16 protein-coding genes are annotated in these 18,604 nt (G+C 73.6%); 11 read left to right on the top strand and 5 right to left on the bottom strand.

Going from position 1 to position 18,604, the window contains the following annotated elements; translation table 11 throughout:
• Positions 1-874: DUF2690 domain-containing protein (locus tag ABZV94_RS23370; protein ID WP_356343216.1), on the top strand; the 874-nt coding region annotated here is incomplete at its 5' end.
• Positions 875-1,273: 399 nt separating this feature from the next.
• A complete protein-coding gene (locus tag ABZV94_RS23375) occupies positions 1,274-2,263 on the top strand; it encodes a malate dehydrogenase (RefSeq protein WP_356343218.1) in 990 nt (329 codons plus the stop codon).
• 222 nt (positions 2,264-2,485) lie between these two features.
• Here the strand turns inward: ABZV94_RS23375 and ABZV94_RS23380 are convergent, their stop codons facing one another.
• On the bottom strand, positions 2,486-3,883 hold the full coding sequence (locus ABZV94_RS23380) for an MFS transporter (RefSeq protein ID WP_356343220.1): 1,398 nt from the start codon (positions 3,881-3,883) through the stop codon (positions 2,486-2,488).
• 100 nt (positions 3,884-3,983) lie between these two features.
• Between ABZV94_RS23380 and ABZV94_RS23385 the strand changes: the two genes are divergently transcribed.
• A complete protein-coding gene (locus ABZV94_RS23385) occupies positions 3,984-4,901 on the top strand; it encodes a LysR family transcriptional regulator (RefSeq protein WP_356343222.1) in 918 nt (305 codons plus the stop codon).
• Between the two features lie 198 nt (positions 4,902-5,099).
• On the opposite strand, the gene ABZV94_RS23390 is transcribed toward ABZV94_RS23385, so the two are convergent.
• Positions 5,100-5,933 (bottom strand): hypothetical protein, encoded by an 834-nt coding sequence (locus ABZV94_RS23390; protein WP_356343224.1) that lies wholly within the window; start codon positions 5,931-5,933, stop codon positions 5,100-5,102.
• A 190-nt stretch (positions 5,934-6,123) separates the two neighbouring features.
• On the opposite strand from ABZV94_RS23390, the gene ABZV94_RS23395 reads away from it, so the two are divergent.
• The 5 genes from ABZV94_RS23395 to ABZV94_RS23415 are packed head-to-tail and all read left to right on the top strand — an operon-like array spanning position 6,124 to position 13,307.
• Complete coding sequence (locus tag ABZV94_RS23395; RefSeq protein ID WP_356343226.1) at positions 6,124-7,644, top strand: aldehyde dehydrogenase family protein; 1,521 nt, start codon at positions 6,124-6,126, stop codon at positions 7,642-7,644.
• Between the two features lie 45 nt (positions 7,645-7,689).
• Complete coding sequence (locus ABZV94_RS23400; protein ID WP_356343228.1) at positions 7,690-9,222, top strand: GMC oxidoreductase; 1,533 nt, start codon at positions 7,690-7,692, stop codon at positions 9,220-9,222.
• A complete protein-coding gene (locus tag ABZV94_RS23405) occupies positions 9,219-10,418 on the top strand; it encodes a glycine betaine/L-proline ABC transporter ATP-binding protein (protein ID WP_356343229.1) in 1,200 nt (399 codons plus the stop codon). Before ABZV94_RS23400 ends, ABZV94_RS23405 begins: the two co-directional genes overlap by 4 nt.
• The gene (locus ABZV94_RS23410) at positions 10,418-12,352 is read left to right on the top strand and encodes an ABC transporter permease subunit (RefSeq protein ID WP_356343231.1); all 1,935 of its coding nucleotides are present in this window, start codon (positions 10,418-10,420) and stop codon (positions 12,350-12,352) included. The genes ABZV94_RS23405 and ABZV94_RS23410 overlap by 1 nt, the downstream gene beginning before the upstream one ends.
• Before the next feature lies 1 nt (position 12,353).
• A complete protein-coding gene (locus tag ABZV94_RS23415; RefSeq protein ID WP_356343233.1) occupies positions 12,354-13,307 on the top strand; it encodes an ABC transporter substrate-binding protein in 954 nt (317 codons plus the stop codon).
• A gap of 90 nt (positions 13,308-13,397) precedes the next feature.
• On the opposite strand, the gene ABZV94_RS23420 is transcribed toward ABZV94_RS23415, so the two are convergent.
• Entirely contained in the window at positions 13,398-13,898 is a 501-nt protein-coding gene (locus ABZV94_RS23420) for a carboxymuconolactone decarboxylase family protein (protein ID WP_356343235.1), read from the bottom strand.
• Between the two features lie 47 nt (positions 13,899-13,945).
• Between ABZV94_RS23420 and ABZV94_RS23425 the strand changes: the two genes are divergently transcribed.
• On the top strand, positions 13,946-15,382 hold the full coding sequence (locus ABZV94_RS23425; RefSeq protein WP_356343237.1) for a PLP-dependent aminotransferase family protein: 1,437 nt from the start codon (positions 13,946-13,948) through the stop codon (positions 15,380-15,382).
• 74 nt (positions 15,383-15,456) lie between these two features.
• Here the strand turns inward: ABZV94_RS23425 and ABZV94_RS23430 are convergent, their stop codons facing one another.
• Positions 15,457-16,275 carry a hypothetical protein gene (locus ABZV94_RS23430; protein WP_356343278.1) on the bottom strand — a complete coding sequence of 273 codons (819 nt, stop codon included), beginning with the start codon at positions 16,273-16,275 and terminating at the stop codon, positions 15,457-15,459.
• 121 nt (positions 16,276-16,396) lie between these two features.
• Between ABZV94_RS23430 and ABZV94_RS23435 the strand changes: the two genes are divergently transcribed.
• On the top strand, positions 16,397-16,816 hold the full coding sequence (locus tag ABZV94_RS23435; RefSeq protein WP_356343239.1) for a hypothetical protein: 420 nt from the start codon (positions 16,397-16,399) through the stop codon (positions 16,814-16,816).
• A 13-nt stretch (positions 16,817-16,829) separates the two neighbouring features.
• Positions 16,830-18,014, top strand: a complete 1,185-nt coding sequence (locus tag ABZV94_RS23440) for a glutathionylspermidine synthase family protein (protein WP_356343241.1) — start codon at positions 16,830-16,832, stop codon at positions 18,012-18,014.
• Here ABZV94_RS23440 and ABZV94_RS23445 read toward each other — a convergent pair.
• Positions 18,011-18,592: a TetR/AcrR family transcriptional regulator gene (locus ABZV94_RS23445; protein ID WP_356343243.1), complete on the bottom strand. Its 582-nt coding sequence runs from the start codon at positions 18,590-18,592 to the stop codon at positions 18,011-18,013. The two genes, ABZV94_RS23440 and ABZV94_RS23445, sit on opposite strands and share 4 nt — an antisense overlap.
• Positions 18,593-18,604: the final 12 nt, after the last annotated feature.

Genomic DNA, 18,604 nt, shown 5'->3' on the forward strand with positions numbered 1-18,604 from the left:
CGCCGAGGACGCCAGGTACGAGGCGATGCCGGACGACCTGCGCTACGCCCGGCAGGTGGCCGAGCGGTTCGGCGTCGACCTGCACGAGATCGAGACGCCTGCCGGGGCCTCCGGCGTGCCCGCACGCCCCTCGGCGGCGGGAGCCCAGGGCCCGTCCGCCCAGAGCCAGGGCGTCCCCGGCGGCGCCCCGGGCGCCGCTGCCTGGCCCCCGGGCCTCACCGTCGGGACCCCGGCCGCCTCGCCCCGGACCCAGGGCGTCCCCTCTGCCCGGATCCCCGGCGGCGCCGCCGGAACCGTGGCCATCCCCGCCCCCGCCCCGGGCGTCCCCGGCGGAGCCGCCGGCAGGCAGCCCGAGGGCCTCCTGCGCCGGTGGTCCGCGCACCGGCAGCAGGTGGTGATGTTCTTCGCGGGGCTGGTCGGTGCCGGGGCGCTCATCGCCGGAGTCTTCTTCCTCACCCATCGGGGCGGGGACGGGACGTCCGACGCGGGGGCCACCGCGTCACCCTCGCCGTCCGCCCCGGCACGGACGAGCCCGCCGCCCGGCGTGAAGTGCACCGGCGCCGCCTGCACCGGCAAGGACGCGGAGGCCATGGGGTGCAGCGGCGACCTGGTGAGCACCGCCAAGACCGCCACCGTGGGCACCACCACCCTGGAGGTCCGCTACAGCAGGGCGTGCGGCACGGCCTGGGGCCGGATCACCAGCGGCGCCCCGGGCGACACCGTGCGGGTCACCGTGGGCAAGGTCCGGCAGACGGGTGACATCACCGCCGTGGGGGACACGATCGGCTACACCCCGATGGTCGCCGTGCGCGACCCGGCACAGGCCACGGCCTGCGCCACCCTCGCCTCGGGGGAGACCGGCTGCACGGATTAGCCCCGGCGGTCGCGCGTCGGCGAGAGAAGCCGGCGGCGAGAGAAGTCGGCGGCGAAAGAAACGGAGGGGGAATTTCCGGCGGGGGCGCATGGCGGGACCGATCCTGGGCACGCGAGACGGTGTCCCCCCACGGGAGTCCGGTACGCCGGTACCCCCACCGGCGGCCGTCTCCGTCCCCCCTCTCCCGGACGGACGGCCGCCTCTTTCACAGCCCTCCCGCGCCACGCCCGGCAGGCGATACGTCCCCCTGATCCGCTTGTGGGGTGAGCCACACGGCCCCGGACGTCTCACCTGACGGATGCGCGATAGCCTGACCGCTGGATCTCTCTTGATGCCAAGAGATCGATCATCCGCCCGGGGCAGGGACGCCCCACCGCCAGCTGTCATACGGAGAACGCCATGACCCGCACTCCCGTGAACGTCACCGTCACCGGCGCGGCCGGCCAGATCGGTTACGCCCTGCTCTTCCGCATCGCCTCCGGCCAGCTGCTCGGCGCGGACGTGCCGGTCCGCCTGCGCCTCCTGGAGATCACCCCGGCCCTGAAGGCCGCCGAGGGCACGGCCATGGAGCTGGACGACTGCGCCTTCCCGCTGCTGCAGGGCATCGACATCACCGACGACCCGAACGTCGCCTTCGACGGCGCCAACGTCGCCCTGCTGGTGGGCGCCCGCCCGCGCACCAAGGGCATGGAGCGCGGTGACCTGCTGGAGGCCAACGGCGGCATCTTCAAGCCGCAGGGCAAGGCCATCAACGACCACGCGGCGGACGACATCAAGGTCCTCGTCGTCGGCAACCCGGCCAACACCAACGCGCTCATCGCGCAGGCCGCCGCCCCGGACGTCCCGGCCGAGCGCTTCACCGCGATGACCCGCCTGGACCACAACCGCGCGCTCACCCAGTTGGCGAAGAAGACGGGCAGCAGCGTCTCCGACATCAAGCGGCTCACCATCTGGGGCAACCACTCCGCCACCCAGTACCCGGACATCTTCCACGCCACGGTCGCCGGCAAGAACGCCGCCGAGGTCGTGAACGACGAGAAGTGGCTGGCCGAGGACTTCATCCCGACCGTCGCCAAGCGCGGTGCGGCGATCATCGAGGCCCGTGGCGCGTCCTCCGCCGCCTCCGCCGCCAACGCCGCCATCGACCACGTCCACACCTGGGTCAACGGCACCGCCGAGGGCGACTGGACCTCCATGGGCATCCCGTCGGACGGCTCCTACGGCGTCCCGGAGGGCCTCATCTCCTCCTTCCCGGTCACCTGCAAGGACGGCAGGTACGAGATCGTCCAGGGCCTGGACATCAACGAGTTCTCCCGCGCCCGCATCGACGCCTCCGTCAAGGAGCTGGAGGAGGAGCGCGAGGCGGTCCGCGGCCTCGGCCTCATCTGATCCGACGTGGAGTCACCCGGCGCCGGTGCGCTATAGTTGATCACGCACCGGCCGCCGGAAAACCCGGCACCAGGTGATGCGTTGGTGGTCCAAGGAAAGACGCCCCGCTTCCTGCGGGGAGATGCAGGTGCAAGGCCTGCCCGGCGCTCCACACACGAGGTCCCCTTCCGCTCCGGCGGGAGGGGACCTCGTGGCATGTGCCGAGGTCGCGTCCCCGGCGCTTCAGGCGACCGGCTCCTTCGCCGCCCGCGTGTCCACGGCCGTGCGCACGGCGCGGCCGGCAGGCCGGTGGCCGACGACGACAGGGACCGTCGCCAGCAGGACGACCGCACCGACGGTCCGCAGCGCCGGGCCCATCCCGCTCGCGAAGTCGGCGTGACCGGCGAGGGCCGTGCCCGCGACGGCGACGCCGAGGGCCGCGCCGATCTCGCGGGCCGAGGTGCCGAGGCCGGAGCCGAGACCCGCCCGGTGCGGAGGCAGCGACAGGACGACGCCCAGGGTGAGGGCCGGCATGGCCAGCCCGGTGCCCGCCGAGATGACGAGCAGCCAGCAGGCGTACAGCGCGTACGGCGTGTGCGCGTCCGCCGTGGACGCGGCCAGCAGGCCCAGGCCGATGAGCGCGAGCCCGGTGCCGACGACCGGGCGCGGACGCGCCGACCAGCGGGCCGCGAGCTTCGGGACCAGCGCCATGCCGACGATCAGCGGCACGATCGCGACCCCGGTCACCGCGGGCCCGAAGCCCTTGACCTCTTGCAGGTACTGCGAGTTGACGAAGAACAGCGCGAACAGGCCGAAGAATCCGGTCGCCAGGCCCAGCGTGGTCGCGCGCAGCCCGGCGGAGCGGAAGACGCGCGGGTCGAACAGCGGGGCGCGGGAGCGCAGGGCGTGGACCGTGAAGGCGGCCACCAGCAGGGCGCCCGCACCGAACGCGGTCAGGATGCGCGGCGAGGCCCAGCCGAGGTCCGGCCCCTCGATGATGCCGAACAGCACGGCGACCAGGCCGGCGGTGAGCAGCAGGGTGCCGACCGGGTCCGGGCTGCCCTGCGCGGAGCGGGCCGTGCGCGGGGTGGTCGCCGCGACCGCGGCGGCGAGGACGGCCGCCAGCGGCACCATCGCGGCGAACAGCGCCCGCCAGGACAGGTACTGGCCGACCAGGCCGCCGCCCAGGTTGCCCGCCATGCCGCCCAGCCCGATGGCCAGCGTCCAGGACGCCATCGCCTGGGCGCGCCGCTCCGGCCCGGCCAGGTGCACCAGGATCGACATCGTCGCCGGGGTGATCAGCGCGGCCCCGGCCCCGGACAGGCCCCGGCCGGCGATCAGCAGTGCCGGACCGGGGGCGAGCGCGCTGGTCGCGGCTCCGACGGCGAACAGGGCGAGGCCGGCGAGCAGGGCGCCCTTGCGGCCGTACCGGTCGCCGAGCGCGCCGGCCGGGATCAGCAGGCCCGCGAAGACGATGACGTAGGCGTCGACCGTCCACAGGATCTCGGTGTGCGAGGGGCGCAGGCCGGACGAAACCAGCTGCGGGATCAGCAGGTTGATGGCGGCGACCATGCTCTGCGCGACCAGCACGCAGGCGCACAGGGTCAGCAGTGTCGAGCGTTTCAGGGCGTGCGCGGGCACGGCTCCTCCCGGGAGCTGGTGGGTGGTGTGGGATGCGCTCTCACCGTAGGCTCGGGCCTGACCTGCACTCCAGTGCAACCTTCGCAAGGAACACCTGCGCATGACGCAATCCACGGGGCTGGACCTGAACCTCCTGGTCGCGCTCGACGTGCTGCTGGAGGAGGAGAGCGTGCAGGGCGCCGCCCGCCGCCTGCACCTGTCCGAGCCGGCGATGAGCCGCACCCTGGGCCGCATCCGCAAGGCGCTCGGCGATCCGGTGCTGGTCCGCGCCGGCCGCCGGATGGTCCCGACCCCGCACGCGCTCGCCGTGCGCGCCGAGGTGAGCGCGGTGGTGGAGCGGGCCCGCGCCCTGTTCGCGCCGGGCCGGGACACCGACCTGCGCGAGGTGACCCGCACCTTCACGATCCTCGGCCACGACGCGATCGCCGCGACCCACGGCCCCGCCCTGTTCGCCCGCGCCGCCCGCGAGGCCCCCGGCATCCGCCTGCGCTTCCTGAGCGAGAGCCACGTGGACGCCCCGTTCCTGCGCCAGGGCACCGCCGACCTGGAGGTCGGGGTGATCGACTCGGTCGCGCCCGAGGTGCACGTGGAGACGGTGTACGAGGACCGCATGCTGGGCGTCGTACGGGCCGGGCACCCGTTGCTGGAGGGCGAGGTGACGCCGGAGCGGTTCGCGGGGGCGGCGGGGCACCTCGTCGTCTCCCGGCGCGGCAGGCAGCGCGGCCCGGTCGACGACGCCCTCGCCGGACTCGGCCTGGAGCGCCGGGTGGTGGGCAGTGTCGGCACCTACCCGGCGTCGCTGTTCGTGCTGCGTGACACCGATCTGATCGGGCTGATCAGCCAGTGGGGCCGTCCGCTCGCCGAGGCCCTGGGCCTGGTCGTCTTCGAGGTCCCGCTCCCGCTGCCGGCCGTCGGCGTCGGTTTCGCCTGGCACCCGCGGCACGACGCCGACCCGGCCCACGCCTGGCTGCGCGGCTGCGTGCGGGAGTTGATGCTCCAGGCGTCAGCGGCGTTCTAGGTCCTGTCGTGAAACTCCCGTCGTCCGCCCGGAGGGCGGGCCGCGCGGCGTCAGGTGCGTGCTCTGGGGGTCCCCCCCGCCGGAGGCTGGGGGAGTGCCGGACCCTGGCCCTGGTACTGGATGTACCTGGGCCGGGGCCCGGTGCGGCGAGAGTGCGTGCATGGCGTCGCGCGGCGGACGGGAGTTTGACGACAGGGCCTAGCGCCCGTCGTGTTCCAGTTCCCGCTGGAGCACGGAGATGTCCACCGACTGCGCCGGGGCGGGGGTGGCGGACGGGACCGGCTCGCCGTAGCCGGTGAGGGTGAGGTCCTGGTCGGTGCCGGCGCCCCGCTGGGCGGCCCGGACCAGGCGGTGCGGGGTGGCCGAGGTGACGTAGAGGGTGATCTTCTTCCCGCCGTGCCCGGTGCCGGTCAGCGGGATCACCTTCGTGCCGTCGACCTTCGTCTCCCTGCCCTTGGTGAGCGTGGTGCGCAGGGAGGACTCGGCGGCGGCCGCCTTCTGGAAGGCGGTCAGGTCACAGGTGCCGGACATGCCCCTGAGCACGGCGTCCTTCGTGGAGCCGTGCAGATAGCGGTTCTTCAGGCGTGCGGCCACGGCATCGCCCCGGTGGCCCGGCAACTGCGCCTTCCAGAACGCGGTGTCCGGCTTCATCCACACCTGGTCGCCCCGCTTGACCAGCGTGACGGTGCCGCCGTCCGCGCCCATGACCAGCTTGCCCGCGCAGTTTCCGGCGCGGTCGAGCGTCAGCTCCAGCGAGGCCGGGGCGGTCCGGTCGGCGCTCGCGCGGTGGTCCGTGAACCTGAGGTGCACCGAGCGCGCCTTGAGCAGGTTGCTCCGCGCCTCGTCCGCGAGGGCGCGGGCGCTCGGACCGCCGTCGTCGGCGTGGGTCTTCGGCAGGCCGCCGGAGTGGACCGGGGCCGGGGGAGCGGGTGCCGTGGCGGACGCGGCGGGTGCCGTGCCGGGCGGGGCGAGCGGGATCAGCAGGGCCGCGGTGATGCTTGCCCCCGCACACAGTCGCGATCCACGAGCCATCGCGCCACCTCCCGACACCCCTCCTCACCCTACTTTTGTCCCTTTTCGACCGCATTTTCAGTGACGCGGCGCACTTTCGACCACCGATTGCGCATGCGATGCGGAGGCCTTGGGCAGGCGGCGACGGTCCCCAGCCGAGACGGCCCTGTCACGCAGGGGCACGGACCGAAGACGGAAGGCAACACCGATCATGGCGGACAGAACGGAACGACACGCCCGCGCGACCATCCACGCGGGCGGCGAGTGGCTGGCGGCGGTCTCCGGCGCCACCCGGGAGATCCTCGACCCCGCGGACGCCCGGCCGTTCGCCGTGGTCGCCGAGGGCGACGAGAAGGACGCCGAACGCGCGGTGGCCGCCGCCCGGCAGGCGTTCGACCAGGGCCCCTGGCCGCACACCCCGGTCGCCGAGCGCGCCGCCCTGCTGCGCCGCGTCGCCGACCTGCTGGTGCGCGACCGCGAGGAACTCGGCCTGCTGGAGAGCCGGGACGCGGGCAAGACCGTCGAGGAGGGCCGCGTCGACATCGACTGCGTCGCCGACGCCTTCCGCTACTTCGCCGACCTGGTCGCCGCCGAGGCCCCGGGCCGGGTCGTCGACGCGGGCTCGCCCGACATCCACAGCGTGGTCGTCCACGAACCGGTCGGCGTCTGCGCGCTGATCACCCCCTGGAACTACCCGCTCCTCCAGGCCAGCTGGAAGATCGCCCCGGCGCTCGCCGCCGGCAACACCTTCGTGATCAAGCCCAGCGAGATCACCCCGATGACCACCGTCGCCCTGATCGATCTGCTGGCCGATGCCGGCCTGCCCGCGGGCGTGGCCAACCTCGTCACCGGCCCCGGCCACACGGTCGGCGCCCGGCTCGCCGAGCACCCCGACGTCGACCTCGTCTCCTTCACCGGCGGCCTGGTCAGCGGCACCAAGGTCGCCCAGGCCGCCGCGCCCACCGTCAAGAAGGTCGCCCTCGAACTCGGCGGCAAGAACCCCAACGTCGTCTTCGCCGACGCCTGCGCCACCGAGGAGGGTTTCGACACCGCCGTCGACCAGGCCCTGAACGCGGCCTTCATCCACAGCGGCCAGGTCTGCTCGGCCGGCGCCCGCCTCATCGTCGAGGAGTCGGTCCGCGAGCGCTTCGTCGCCGAACTCGCCCGCCGGGCCCAGCGGATCAGGCTCGGCCGCGGCACGGCCGACGGCGTCGAGTGCGGCCCGCTCGTCTCCGAGCAGCAGCGCGCCAAGGTCGAGGCGTACGTCGCCTCCGCGCTCGCGGAGGGTGCCGTCCTGCGCTGCGGCGGCAAGCGGCCGGAGCCGTCACCGGACCGCCCCGAGTCCGGCTGGTTCTACGAGCCGACCGTCCTCGACGCCTGCCACCGCGAGATGAGGGTCGTCCGCGAGGAGGTCTTCGGCCCGGTCCTCACCGTCGAGACCTTCCGCACCGAGGACGAGGCCGTCTTCCTCGCCAACGACACCGAGTACGGCCTCGCGGGCGCCGTCTGGACCTCCGACGCCGGCCGGGCCCGCAGGGTGGCCGCCCGGCTGCGCCACGGCACCGTCTGGATCAACGACTTCCACCCCTACCTGCCGCAGGCGGAGTGGGGCGGCTTCGGCAGGAGCGGCACCGGCCGCGAGCTGGGACCCGCCGGTCTCGCCGAGTACCGCGAGACCAAGCACGTCTACCAGAACCTCGCGCCGAAGCCGGTGCGCTGGTTCGCCGGCTGAACCCCACCGCGCAAGCCGTACGTCCCCACCTGGAGCAGCACTCCCATGTCCCACACTCCCCACGTCTACGACTACGTCGTCATCGGCGGCGGCACGGCGGGCTCCGTCATCGCCTCCCGCCTCACCGAGAACCCCGACGTCACCGTCGCCGTCATCGAGGGCGGCCCGAGCGACGTCGGCCGCGACGACGTCCTCACCCTGCGCCGCTGGATGGGCCTGCTCGGCGGCGAACTCGACTACGACTACCCCACGGTGGAGCAGCCCCGCGGCAACTCCCACATCCGGCACAGCCGCGCCCGCGTCCTCGGCGGCTGCTCCTCGCACAACACCCTCATCTCGTTCAAGCCCCTGCCCTCCGACTGGGACGAGTGGGAAGAGGCCGGCGCCAAGGGCTGGGGCGCCGTCCCCATGGAGGCCTACTTCGCCCGCCTCAAGAACAACATCGTCTCCGTCGACGAGAAGGACCGGAACGCCATCGCCCGCGACTTCGTCGACGCGGCCCGGTCGGCGCTCGGGGTACCCCGGGTCGAGGGCTTCAACCGCAAGCCGTTCACCGAGGGCGTCGGCTTCTTCGACCTCGCCTACCACCCCGAGACCAACAAGCGCTCCTCGGCGTCGGTGGCCTACCTGCACCCGGTGATGGACGAACGCCCCAACCTCCGCATCTTCCTGGAGACCTGGGCGTACAAGCTGGAGCTGGACGGCACCCGCGCCGAGGGCGTCCACGTGCGCACCAAGGACGGCGAGGAACTGCTGATCCGTGCCCGTAACGAGGTCGTCCTGTGCGCGGGCGCCGTCGACTCCCCGCGCCTGCTGCTCCACTCGGGCATCGGCCCCGCCCGGGACCTCGAAGCGCTCGGCATCCCCGTCGTCCACGACCTGCCGGGCGTCGGCGAGAACCTGCTCGACCACCCCGAGTCGGTCATCGTGTGGGAGACGCACGGCCCGATCCCGGAGAACTCCGCGATGGACTCCGACGCGGGCCTGTTCGTCCGCCGCGACCCCGCACACGCGGGCCCGGACCTGATGTTCCACTTCTACCAGATCCCGTTCACGGACAACCCGGAGCGCCTCGGCTACGAACGCCCGCGGTACGGCGTCTCGATGACGCCGAACATCCCCAAGCCGAAGAGCCGTGGCCGCCTCTACCTGACCAGCGCCGACCCGGCCGTCAAGCCGGCCCTCGACTTCCGCTACTTCACCGACGAGGACGACTACGACGCGCGGACCCTCGTCGACGGCATCCGCATCGCCCGTGAGATCGCCAGGACCGAGCCGCTGGCCGGCTGGCTCAAGCGCGAGGTCTGCCCCGGCCCCGAGATCCTCGGCGACGCCGAGCTGAGCGAGTACGCCCGCAAGGTCGCGCACACCGTCTACCACCCGGCCGGCACCTGCAAGATGGGCGCCGCCGACGACGAACTCGCCGTGGTGGACCCGGAACTGAGGATCCGGGGCCTCGACGGCATTCGCATCGCCGACGCGTCCGTCTTCCCGACCATGACCGCCGTGAACCCGATGATCGGGGTCCTCATGGTCGGGGAGAAGGCCGTCGACCTGATCGGAGGTGACCCCCGGTGACTCTCACCGTCCCCACCCGCAAGCCCCCCACCACCACCGAGCCCGTCTTCTCGGTGTCCGGACTGTGGAAGGTGTTCGGCCCCAAGCCCGAGCGCGTTCCCGAGGACCCGGAACTCGGTGCGCTGCCCCCCGCCGAACTGCGCTCCCGCACCGGCTGCACGGCCGCCGTCCGGAACGTCTCCTTCGACGTCCGCAAGGGCGAGGTCTTCGTCGTCATGGGCCTGTCCGGCTCCGGCAAGTCCACCCTGGTGCGCTGCCTGACCCGCCTGATCGAACCGACGGCGGGCACCATCGCCATCGACGGCGAGGACGTCCGCGCGATGGACAGGGCCCGCCTGCGCGAGCTGCGCCGGCACCGGGCCGCGATGGTCTTCCAGCACTTCGGCCTCCTTCCGCACCGCACGGTCCTCGACAACGTCGCCTACGGCCTGGAGATCCAGGGCGTCGGCAAGTCCGAACGCCGGGAGCGCGCCGCCGAGTTCATCGCCAAGGTCGGTCTCGAAGGCATGGAGAGGCGCCGCCCCGGCCAGCTCTCCGGCGGCCAGCGCCAGCGGGTCGGCCTCGCCAGGGCGCTGGCGGTGGATCCCGAGGTGCTGCTGTTCGACGAGCCGTTCAGCGCCCTCGACCCCCTCATCCGGCGCGACATGCAGGACGAGGTGGCCCGCCTGCACCGCGACGAGGGCCGCACCATGGTCTTCATCACCCACGACCTCACCGAGGCCCTCAAGCTCGGCGACCGCATCGCCCTCATGCGCGACGGCCAGGTGGTCCAGCTGGGCACCCCCGAGGAGATCGTCGGCGACCCGGCCGACGACTACGTCCGCGAGTTCGTCCGGGACGTGCCGCGCGAACAGGTGATGACGGCCCGTAGGGCGATGCGCCCGCTGTGCCCGGACGACACGGAAGCCGGCCCGGCGATCCGCCCGGAGGCCACGGTGGCGGAGGCCATCGAGGCGGTGGCCCGGGCCGGGGAACCGGCCCGCGTGATGGACAAGGGCCGCTGCCTCGGCGTGGTGGACCACGAGCAGCTGCTGGGAGTCGTCGCGGGCGTGGACACCCCGGCGCCGAGCGCGGGGACCGCCGCAGCCGCGGACAGCGGTGCCGCCGGGGCGGCGCCCGGCCCACGGACACCGGCACCCAGCAGGCGCCGGCAGGCGACCCCGCCCGGCCCCCGCACCAGCCCGGAGGCCGTCTGATGGCAACGCTCAGCATCCCGACCTCCGGCACCGGCACACCCCGCGTCCTCAAGAGCCGGGCCGCGGGCAAGCTCCTCCTGCTCGCCCTCCTCACCGCGGTCCTCCTGCCCTTCCTCAGCCGCTGGGGCAACGGCTCCTGGCCGCACGCGCTGACGGTCCACCTCGACAAACCCCTCGCCACCGCCAGCGACTGGGTCATCGACAACCGGGACAGCCACCCCCTGTTCCTGTACTTCTTCGGCTACGTCAGCAACGCCGTCATCTGGGCCGTCCGAGCCGTCTACCTCACCCTCCTCGCCGCGGGCTGGGCGGGCGTGACGGCCTTCGCCGCCCTGCTCGCCTGGCGCGTGGCCGGTGTCCGTCTGGCCGCCGGCACGGCCGTCGCGTTCCTCGCCTGCGGCGCCCTCGGCATGTGGGTCCCGACCATGCAGACCCTCGCGCTGATGGTCGTGGCGGTCCTCGCCTCCGTCGTCGTCGGCGCGCTCCTCGGCCTGGGCGCCGGCCTCTCCGACCGCCTGGACCGCGCCCTGCGCCCGGTCCTGGACACCATGCAGGTGCTCCCGGCCTTCGCCTACCTCCTCCCCGTCGTCCTGGTCTTCGGCATCGGCGTCCCCGCGGCCGTCCTCGCCACCGTCGTGTACGCGGCCCCGCCGATGGCCCGCCTCACCGCGCTCGGCCTGCGCGGTGCCGACCCCGAAGTCCTGGAGGCCGTGGAGTCGCTCGGCGCGACCCGCCGCCAGCGGCTGCTGACCGCCCGCATCCCGCTGGCCCGCAAGGAACTCCTCCTCGGCCTCAACCAGACGATCATGATGGCGCTGTCCATGGCCGTGATCGCCGCCGTCATCGGCGCGGGCGGCCTCGGCGACCGCGTCTACCAGGCCCTCGCCTCGGTCGACGTCGGCGCCGCCCTCGCGGCCGGCATCCCGATCGTGCTGCTCGCCGTGGTCCTGGACCGCGTGACCGCCGCCGCCGGCGACGGCACGACCCGGCCCCGCACCATCGGCTGGCCGTACGCCCTCGCCGTCACCGTGGCCGTCGCCCTCGTCACCCGCCTGCTGGGCGCGCCGGACTGGCCGTCCGGCTGGACCCTCGGCATCGCCGAGCCGGTCAACCGGGCCGTCGACTGGATGACCGCCCACCTGTACTCCGGCGTCCCGGTCGTCGGCGGCACCGCGGACTGGGCCGGCCACTTCACCACCTGGATCCTGGACCCCGTCCGCGACGGTCTGCAGTGGCTGCCCTGGTGGGCGGTGCTGCTCGTCGTGGCCGCCCTGGCCTGGCTGATCGGCACCTGGCGCACCGCGCTGACCGCCGTCCTCGCCATGGCCGCGATCGGGGTGCTCGGCGTGTGGGAGCCGTCGCTCGACACTCTCTCCCAGGTGCTGGCCGCCGTCGCCGTCACCCTCGTCCTGGGTTTCGCGACCGGTGTCGCCGCGGCCCGCAGCGACCGCGTCGAACGCGCCCTGCGCCCGGTCCTGGACGTCTTCCAGACCATGCCGCAGTTCGTGTACCTGATCCCGGTCGTCGCGCTGTTCGGCGTCGGCCGCGCCCCCGCCGTCGCCGCGGCCGTGGTCTACGCCCTGCCGGCCGTCGTCCGGATCACCGCGCAGGGCCTGCGCCAGGTCGACCAGGCCGCGCTGGAGTCCGCGCGCTCGCTGGGCGCCACCGGCCGCCAGCAGCTGTGGCAGGTCCAGCTCCCGCTGGCCCGGCGCGCGCTGCTGCTCGCCGTCAACCAGGGCGTGGTGCTGGTGCTCGCCGTCGTCATCATCGGCGGCCTGGTCGGCGGCGGCGCCCTCGGCTACGACGTCGCGTTCGGCCTCGCCCAGGGCGACCTGGCGACCGGCCTGGTCGCCGGTGCCGCCATCGTCTGCCTGGGCCTGATGCTGGACCGGGTGACCCAGCCGACCGAGCGGCGCGCGAAGAAGGGAGCCTGACATGCGACGTCGTACGACCGCCCTGGTGGGCTCGCTGGTGCTGCTGACCGCGACCGGCTGCGGCGCCGCCGACATGACCAAGCAGGCCTCGCCCTTCGCGAACGCCGGGGGCGCGAAGTCCGTCACCCTGTCCGTGCAGTCCTGGGTGGGCGCGCAGTCCAACGTGGCCGTCGCCCAGTACATCCTGGAGCACAAGCTCGGCTACCGCGTCGACACCGTCCAGGTCGACGAGGTGCCCGCCTGGGACGCGCTCAGCCAGGGCCGGGTCGACGCCCTCCTGGAGGACTGGGGCCACCCGGACCAGGAGAAGCGGTACGTCGAGGACAAGAAGACGATCGTGCGCGGCGGCGACCTCGGGGTCACCGGGCACATCGGCTGGTTCGTGCCGACGTACCTCGCCAAGCAGCACCCCGACATCACCGACTGGCGGAACCTGAACAAGTACGCCTCGCTCTTCCGCACCGCGGAGAGCGGCGGCAAGGGCCAGCTGATGGACGGCTCCCCGTCCTACGTCACCAACGACAAGGCGCTGGTGAAGAACCTGAAGCTGGACTACCAGGTGGTCTTCGCCGGCTCCGAGGCGGCCCAGATCACCCAGATGAAGCAGTTCGCCAAGGAGAAGAAGCCCTTCCTGACCTACTGGTACTCGCCCCAGTGGCTGTTCGAGAAGGTGCCGATGACGGAGGTGAAGCTGCCGCCGTACAAGGAGGGCTGCGACGCGGACGCGGCCAAGGTGGCCTGCTCCTACCCGCACACCCCGCTCCAGAAGTACCTCAACGCCGACTTCGCGAAGTCCGGCGGGAAGGCCGCGGCCTTCCTGAAGAAGTTCCGCTGGACGACCAAGGACCAGAACGAGGTCTCGCTGATGATCGCGGAGCAGAAGCTGGACCCGCAGGAGGCGGCGCGGAAGTGGGTGGACGGCCACCCCGCCGTGTGGAAGAAGTGGCTGGCCTGACCCCGCGTCTCCGGGGGGCCCGCGGAGAACCCGGCGTGCCCGCGCGGCTCCCTGGCCACGCCGGGCACGCCGGGCACGCCGGGCGCCGGCTCAGCCGTGCTGCCCGGGCTGGTAGTGGCCCGGGGTCATCCGGAAGGTCACGCCGAACCGGTTCCAGGCGTTGATCACCGCGATCGCGGCCACCAGCTGGGCCAGCTCGGCCTCCTCGAAGTGCTTGGCGACCCTCTCGTACACCTCCTCCGGCACGAAGCCGTCCGTCAGGACGGTGACCGCCTCGGTCAGCTCGATCGCGGCCAGCTCCTTCTCGGTGTAGAAGTGCCGGGACTCCTGCCAGGCGCTGAGCTGCACGATCCGCTCGACGCTCTCACCGGCGGCGAGGGCGTCCTTGGAGTGCATGTCGAGGCAGAACGCGCAGTGGTTGAGCTGCGAGGCGCGGATCTTCACCAGCTCGTACAGCTTGGGGTCCAGGCCGCGCTTCGCGACGCTGTCGAGGCGGACCATGGCCTTGTAGACGTCGGGGGCGTGCTCGGTCCAGGACAGGCGCGGGGCTTCTTCGGCGGCGTATGCGGGGGTTTCGTGTGCAGTGGTCATGCCCTCGACTCTAGGAGCGAGGCAGCCCAGGAGTATGGTCCATTTCCATGGCGGAATCGTGGGCCACTCTGGGCGTCGACCTGCACCTCGAACCGACCGGCTCGGGCGGTCTGCGCCGGCGCCTGACCGACGCCCTGCGGGAGGCGGTGCGCTCCGGCCGGCTCGCCCCCGGCACCCGGCTGCCGTCGTCCCGCTCCCTCGCCGCCGACCTCGGCATCGCCCGCAACACCGTCGCCGAGGCCTACGCCGACCTGGTCGCCGAGGGCTGGCTCACGGCCCGCCAGGGCTCCGGCACCCGCGTGGCACCCGGCACGCCCGGCACCGGCGCGCCCTCCGGCGCCCGCTCGGCCTCCGCCCCCGCAACGCTCCCCGGCGCCGGCCCGGCGACCTCGCACCGCGCCCCCGTCCGCCCGCTCCACGACCTCGTCCCCGGCACCCCCGACCTCGCCGCCTTCCCGCGCACCGAGTGGCTGAAGGCCACCCGCCGGGCCCTGGCCACGGCCCCCTTCCACGCCCTCGGCTACGGCGACCCGCGCGGCCGCCCCGAACTGCGCACGGCCCTCGCCGGCTACCTCGCCCGTGCCCGCGGTGTGCGCACCCACCCCGACACGATCCTGATCACCGCGGGCTTCTCGCACGCCCTGACCCTCCTCGGCACGGTGCTGCGGGCCCGCGGGGCGCGGACGGTGGCCGTGGAGTCGTACGGCCTGGACGACCACTGGGCGCTGCTGCGCAGCGCGGGCCTGGCCACTCCCGCGCTGCCGTACGACGAACTGGGCACCGACCCCGGCGAGCCGGGGACCGCCGACGCGGTGCTGCTGACCCCGGCGCACCAGTTCCCCATGGGCACCGCCCTGCACCCCGACCGCCGGGCCGCCGTCGTCGCCTGGGCCCGGCGCACCGGCGGGCTGGTCCTGGAGGACGACTACGACGGCGAGTTCCGCTACGACCGCCAGCCGGTCGGCGCGTTGCAGGGCCTCGCCCCCGACCGAGTCGTCTACCTCGGCACGGCCAGCAAGTCCCTCGCGCCCGGACTGCGGCTGGGCTGGATGGTGCTCCCGCCGGCCCTGGCGGCGGAGGCGGCCTCGGCCAAGGGCCGGGCGGACACCGTCGGCGTGCTGGAACAGCTCACCCTCGCGGAGTTCCTCACCTCCGGCGCCTACGACCGCCACGTGCGCTCCTCCCGCCTGCGCTACCGGCGCCGCCGCGACGCCCTCGCCACCGCCGTCACCGAGCGGGCGCCGGAAGTGCGGGTCACGGGAATCGCCGCCGGCCTGCACGCGGTCCTGCGGCTGCCGCCCGGAACGGAGGAGTCGGTGGTCCAGGCGGCGGCATGGCAGGGCCTGGCCCTGCACGGCCTGTCCTTCCACCGCCATCCGCAGGCCGTCACGGATCCGCTGGACGCCCTGGTCGTCGGCTACGGCACCCCACCGGACAGCGCGTGGGCGGGCGCGCTGGAGGCACTGTGCCGGGTGCTGCCCTGAGGGACATTCGGTGACACCAGGGGGCGCGGGGAAGCCGCGAGCCCCACGTGCGCGCAGCCGCGAGACGCCGCGGGCTATTCCGCCGGCGCCTCCCCGAACCGCGCCAGCGCCAGCGCCCCGGCCACCGCCACCGCGAAGCCCAGTGCCGCGAGCCATCCCAGTCCCTCCCGGGTGCGGTCCCCGAGCCAGACCACCCCCACCGCGGCCGGTCCGAGCGTCTCGCCGAGCACCATCCCGGCCGTCGCGGTCGTCACCGAGCCCCGCTGGAGGGCCGAGGTGAGCAGCAGGAACGCGGCACCGCCGCCGAGCAGCAGGGCATACGTGGCCGGGTTGCCCAGCAGGTCGGCCACGCGCAGCGAGTCGATCAGCCGTACCGCCACCTCCACCACCCCGAACCCGAACCCGGCGCCGAGCCCCAGCAGCAGCGCCCGGGTCCGGCCGGACAGGCGCCCGCCGACGCCGCCGAGCAGCAGCACACCGGCCGCCGCCGCGACCATCGCGTACCGCAGCCAGTCCGGCCCGTCCCGGTCGCCCTCGGCGCCCGAGGCCAGCCCCAGCAGGGCCAGCCCCGCGCACACCACCCCCACGGCGGCCCACTCCACCCCGCTCAGCCGGACCCCGAGCAGCCGCGCCGCCACCACAGCCGTCACCGCGAGGCTGGCCGCCAGCGCCGCGCCCACCGCGTAGATCGGCACCGACCGCAGGGCCGCGATCTGGAGCAGGAAGCCCAGCCCGTCCAGCGCGAGACCGGCGAGATACCGCCACTGCCGCAGCGCCCGCAGCAGCAGCGCCGCGTCCCCGCCACCCCCCTCGGCGCCCGCCGCCCGCGCGGCCACCGCCTGCAACACCGTCGCCGTACCGAAGCAGACCGCCGCGCCAATGGCGCACACCATTCCAAACAGCACGAAGTGACTCTAGGCGAGGGGCAGATGAAAGACCCGCCGGGGGGAACACTCACACCGATCTCTAGGCTGGCCGCGAACACGGCACCGGAATCCGACGGGGGAGACACACATGGACCGTACACGCCGACCACTCCGCTCCGGCACGGTCGTCCTGGGCGGCGTGGGCCTGCTGGCCGCCGCGCTCACCGCCTGCTCGTCCGAACCCGACAAGCGCTGCGTCGACCGTGACAGCTACAACCTCGCCAAGGGGTACAAGGTCGTCTCGGACAAGAACTGCACGACCTCCGGCGCGTCCGGGAAGACCACGGGCAGGAAGACGCCGGGCAGGAAGACGACCGTCAAGAAGGTCGACGCCGCCTGGTACTACGAGGGCGACGAGAAGAACGGCTGGGTCGACGGCGGCTCCTTCACCAAGCCCGGCAAGGGCTCGGGCAGCGGCTCGTCCGACGATGACGACGACCACCACAGCGGAAGCGGCGGAGTCCACCGCGGCGGCTTCGGCGGCGGCAAGGGCAGCTCCGGCGGCTGACCGGAACACGCCCATGGAACGCCGTACCACCACCCCCCGCCCCGGCTGGCAGCAGACCGTGGAGGCGCAGGGCCTGGTCTACCCGCTCACCCGCCACCCCGACGGCTCGCTGCGCCCCTACTGGGACGAGAGCGCCTACTACGTCTTCACCCTGGACGAGGTGGAGGCGCTGGAGGAGACCGTCGAGGAGCTCCACCGCATGTGCCTGGCCGCCGCCGAGCACATCGTGTCCGAGAACCGCCTCGCGGACCTCGGCATCACGGACCCGCGCGTGGCCGCCGCGGTCACCGAGGCCTGGCACCGGCGTGCCGAACTGCCCTCCGTCTACGGCCGTTTCGACCTGCGCCACGACGGCACGGGACCGGCGAAGCTGCTGGAGTACAACGCCGACACCCCGACCTCGCTGGTGGAGGCCGCCTCCCCGCAGTGGTTCTGGATGGAGGACCGCTTCCCCGGCGCGGACCAGTGGAACTCCCTGCACGAACGCCTGGTGGAGGCCTGGCGCGCCCAGTCCGCGCTGCTGCCCGCCGGCAGCCCGCTGCACTTCGCGCACTCCTCGGCCGACGAACTCGGCGAGGACCTGATGACGGTCGCCTACCTGAAGGAGACCGCCGAACAGGCCGGCCTCACCACCGACTGGCTGGCCATGGAGGAGATCGGCTGGGACACCCTCTCCGGCCGCTTCGTCGACAACCGGCTCCGCTTCATCCGCGGCATCTTCAAGCTCTACCCCTGGGAGTGGCTCACCACCGACGCCTTCGGCGGACACGTCCTGGACACCCTGGACAACGGCGGCGGCACCGGCAGCACCCTGTGGATCGAACCGGCCTGGAAGATGCTCCTGAGCAACAAGGCCCTCCTGGCCGTCCTCTGGGAGCTGTACCCCGGCCACCCGAACCTCCTCCCCGCCTACCTGGACGGCCCCCGGGAGCTGGCCGGCACGACGGGCTACGTGGCCAAGCCCCTCCTCGGCCGCGAGGGCGAGGGCGTCACCGTCCACGCGCCCGGCGCCCCGCCCGTCCTGCGCGAAGAGCCGTGCTGCTACCAGGAGTTGGCCCCGCTGCCCGCCTTCGACGGCAACCACGTGGTGCTGGGCGCCTGGGTGGTCCGGGACGAACCCGCGGGCCTCGGCATCCGCGAGTCCACCGGCCTGATCACCGACGAGTACGCCCGCTTCCTGCCCCATGTGATCCTCTAGCCGGCAGCCGCCGCGGCGCTCCCGAGCAGCGTCTCCACCGCCGCCCGCGCATGCCGTGCCGGGGCCGGGTCGCCGGTGACGGCCGCGGTGACGATGGCTCCCTCGGCGAGCAGGAAGACCGGTTCGGCCACCGGTGCGCCGGTGGCGCGGACCCAGGTCGCCAGCTGGTCGTGGAAGGCGCGCTTGTGGGCGCGGACCTCCGCCAGAACCGGCTCGGACGACGCGCCGAGTTCGCCGTGGGCGTTGATCCAGGCGCAGCCGCGGAAGCCGGGCTCCGCGAACCACGCGGCGAGCCAGTCGAAGACGGCGAGCACCCGTGCGCGAGGGTCCTGGACACTCTCCACGTGGGCCGCGAGGTGTGCGCGCCAGCGCCGGTCGCGGTGCCTGAGCACGGCGACGACCAGCTCCTCCTTGGTCGGGAAGAGCCGGTAGATCCGCTTCAGGGGCAGACCGGAGGCCTCGCGGACCCGGTCCATGCCGACCGCCTGGATGCCGTGCGCGTAGAAGAGCGCCTCGGCCGCGTCCAGGAGCGCTTCGCGGTCCCGGCGGTTCTGTTCCTCGGTGACGGCGGCGGGCATCGGTCTCCTTGA

It is taken from the genome of Streptomyces sp. NPDC004658, assembly GCF_040609555.1.
Classification (GTDB): Bacteria; Actinomycetota; Actinomycetes; order Streptomycetales; family Streptomycetaceae; genus Streptomyces.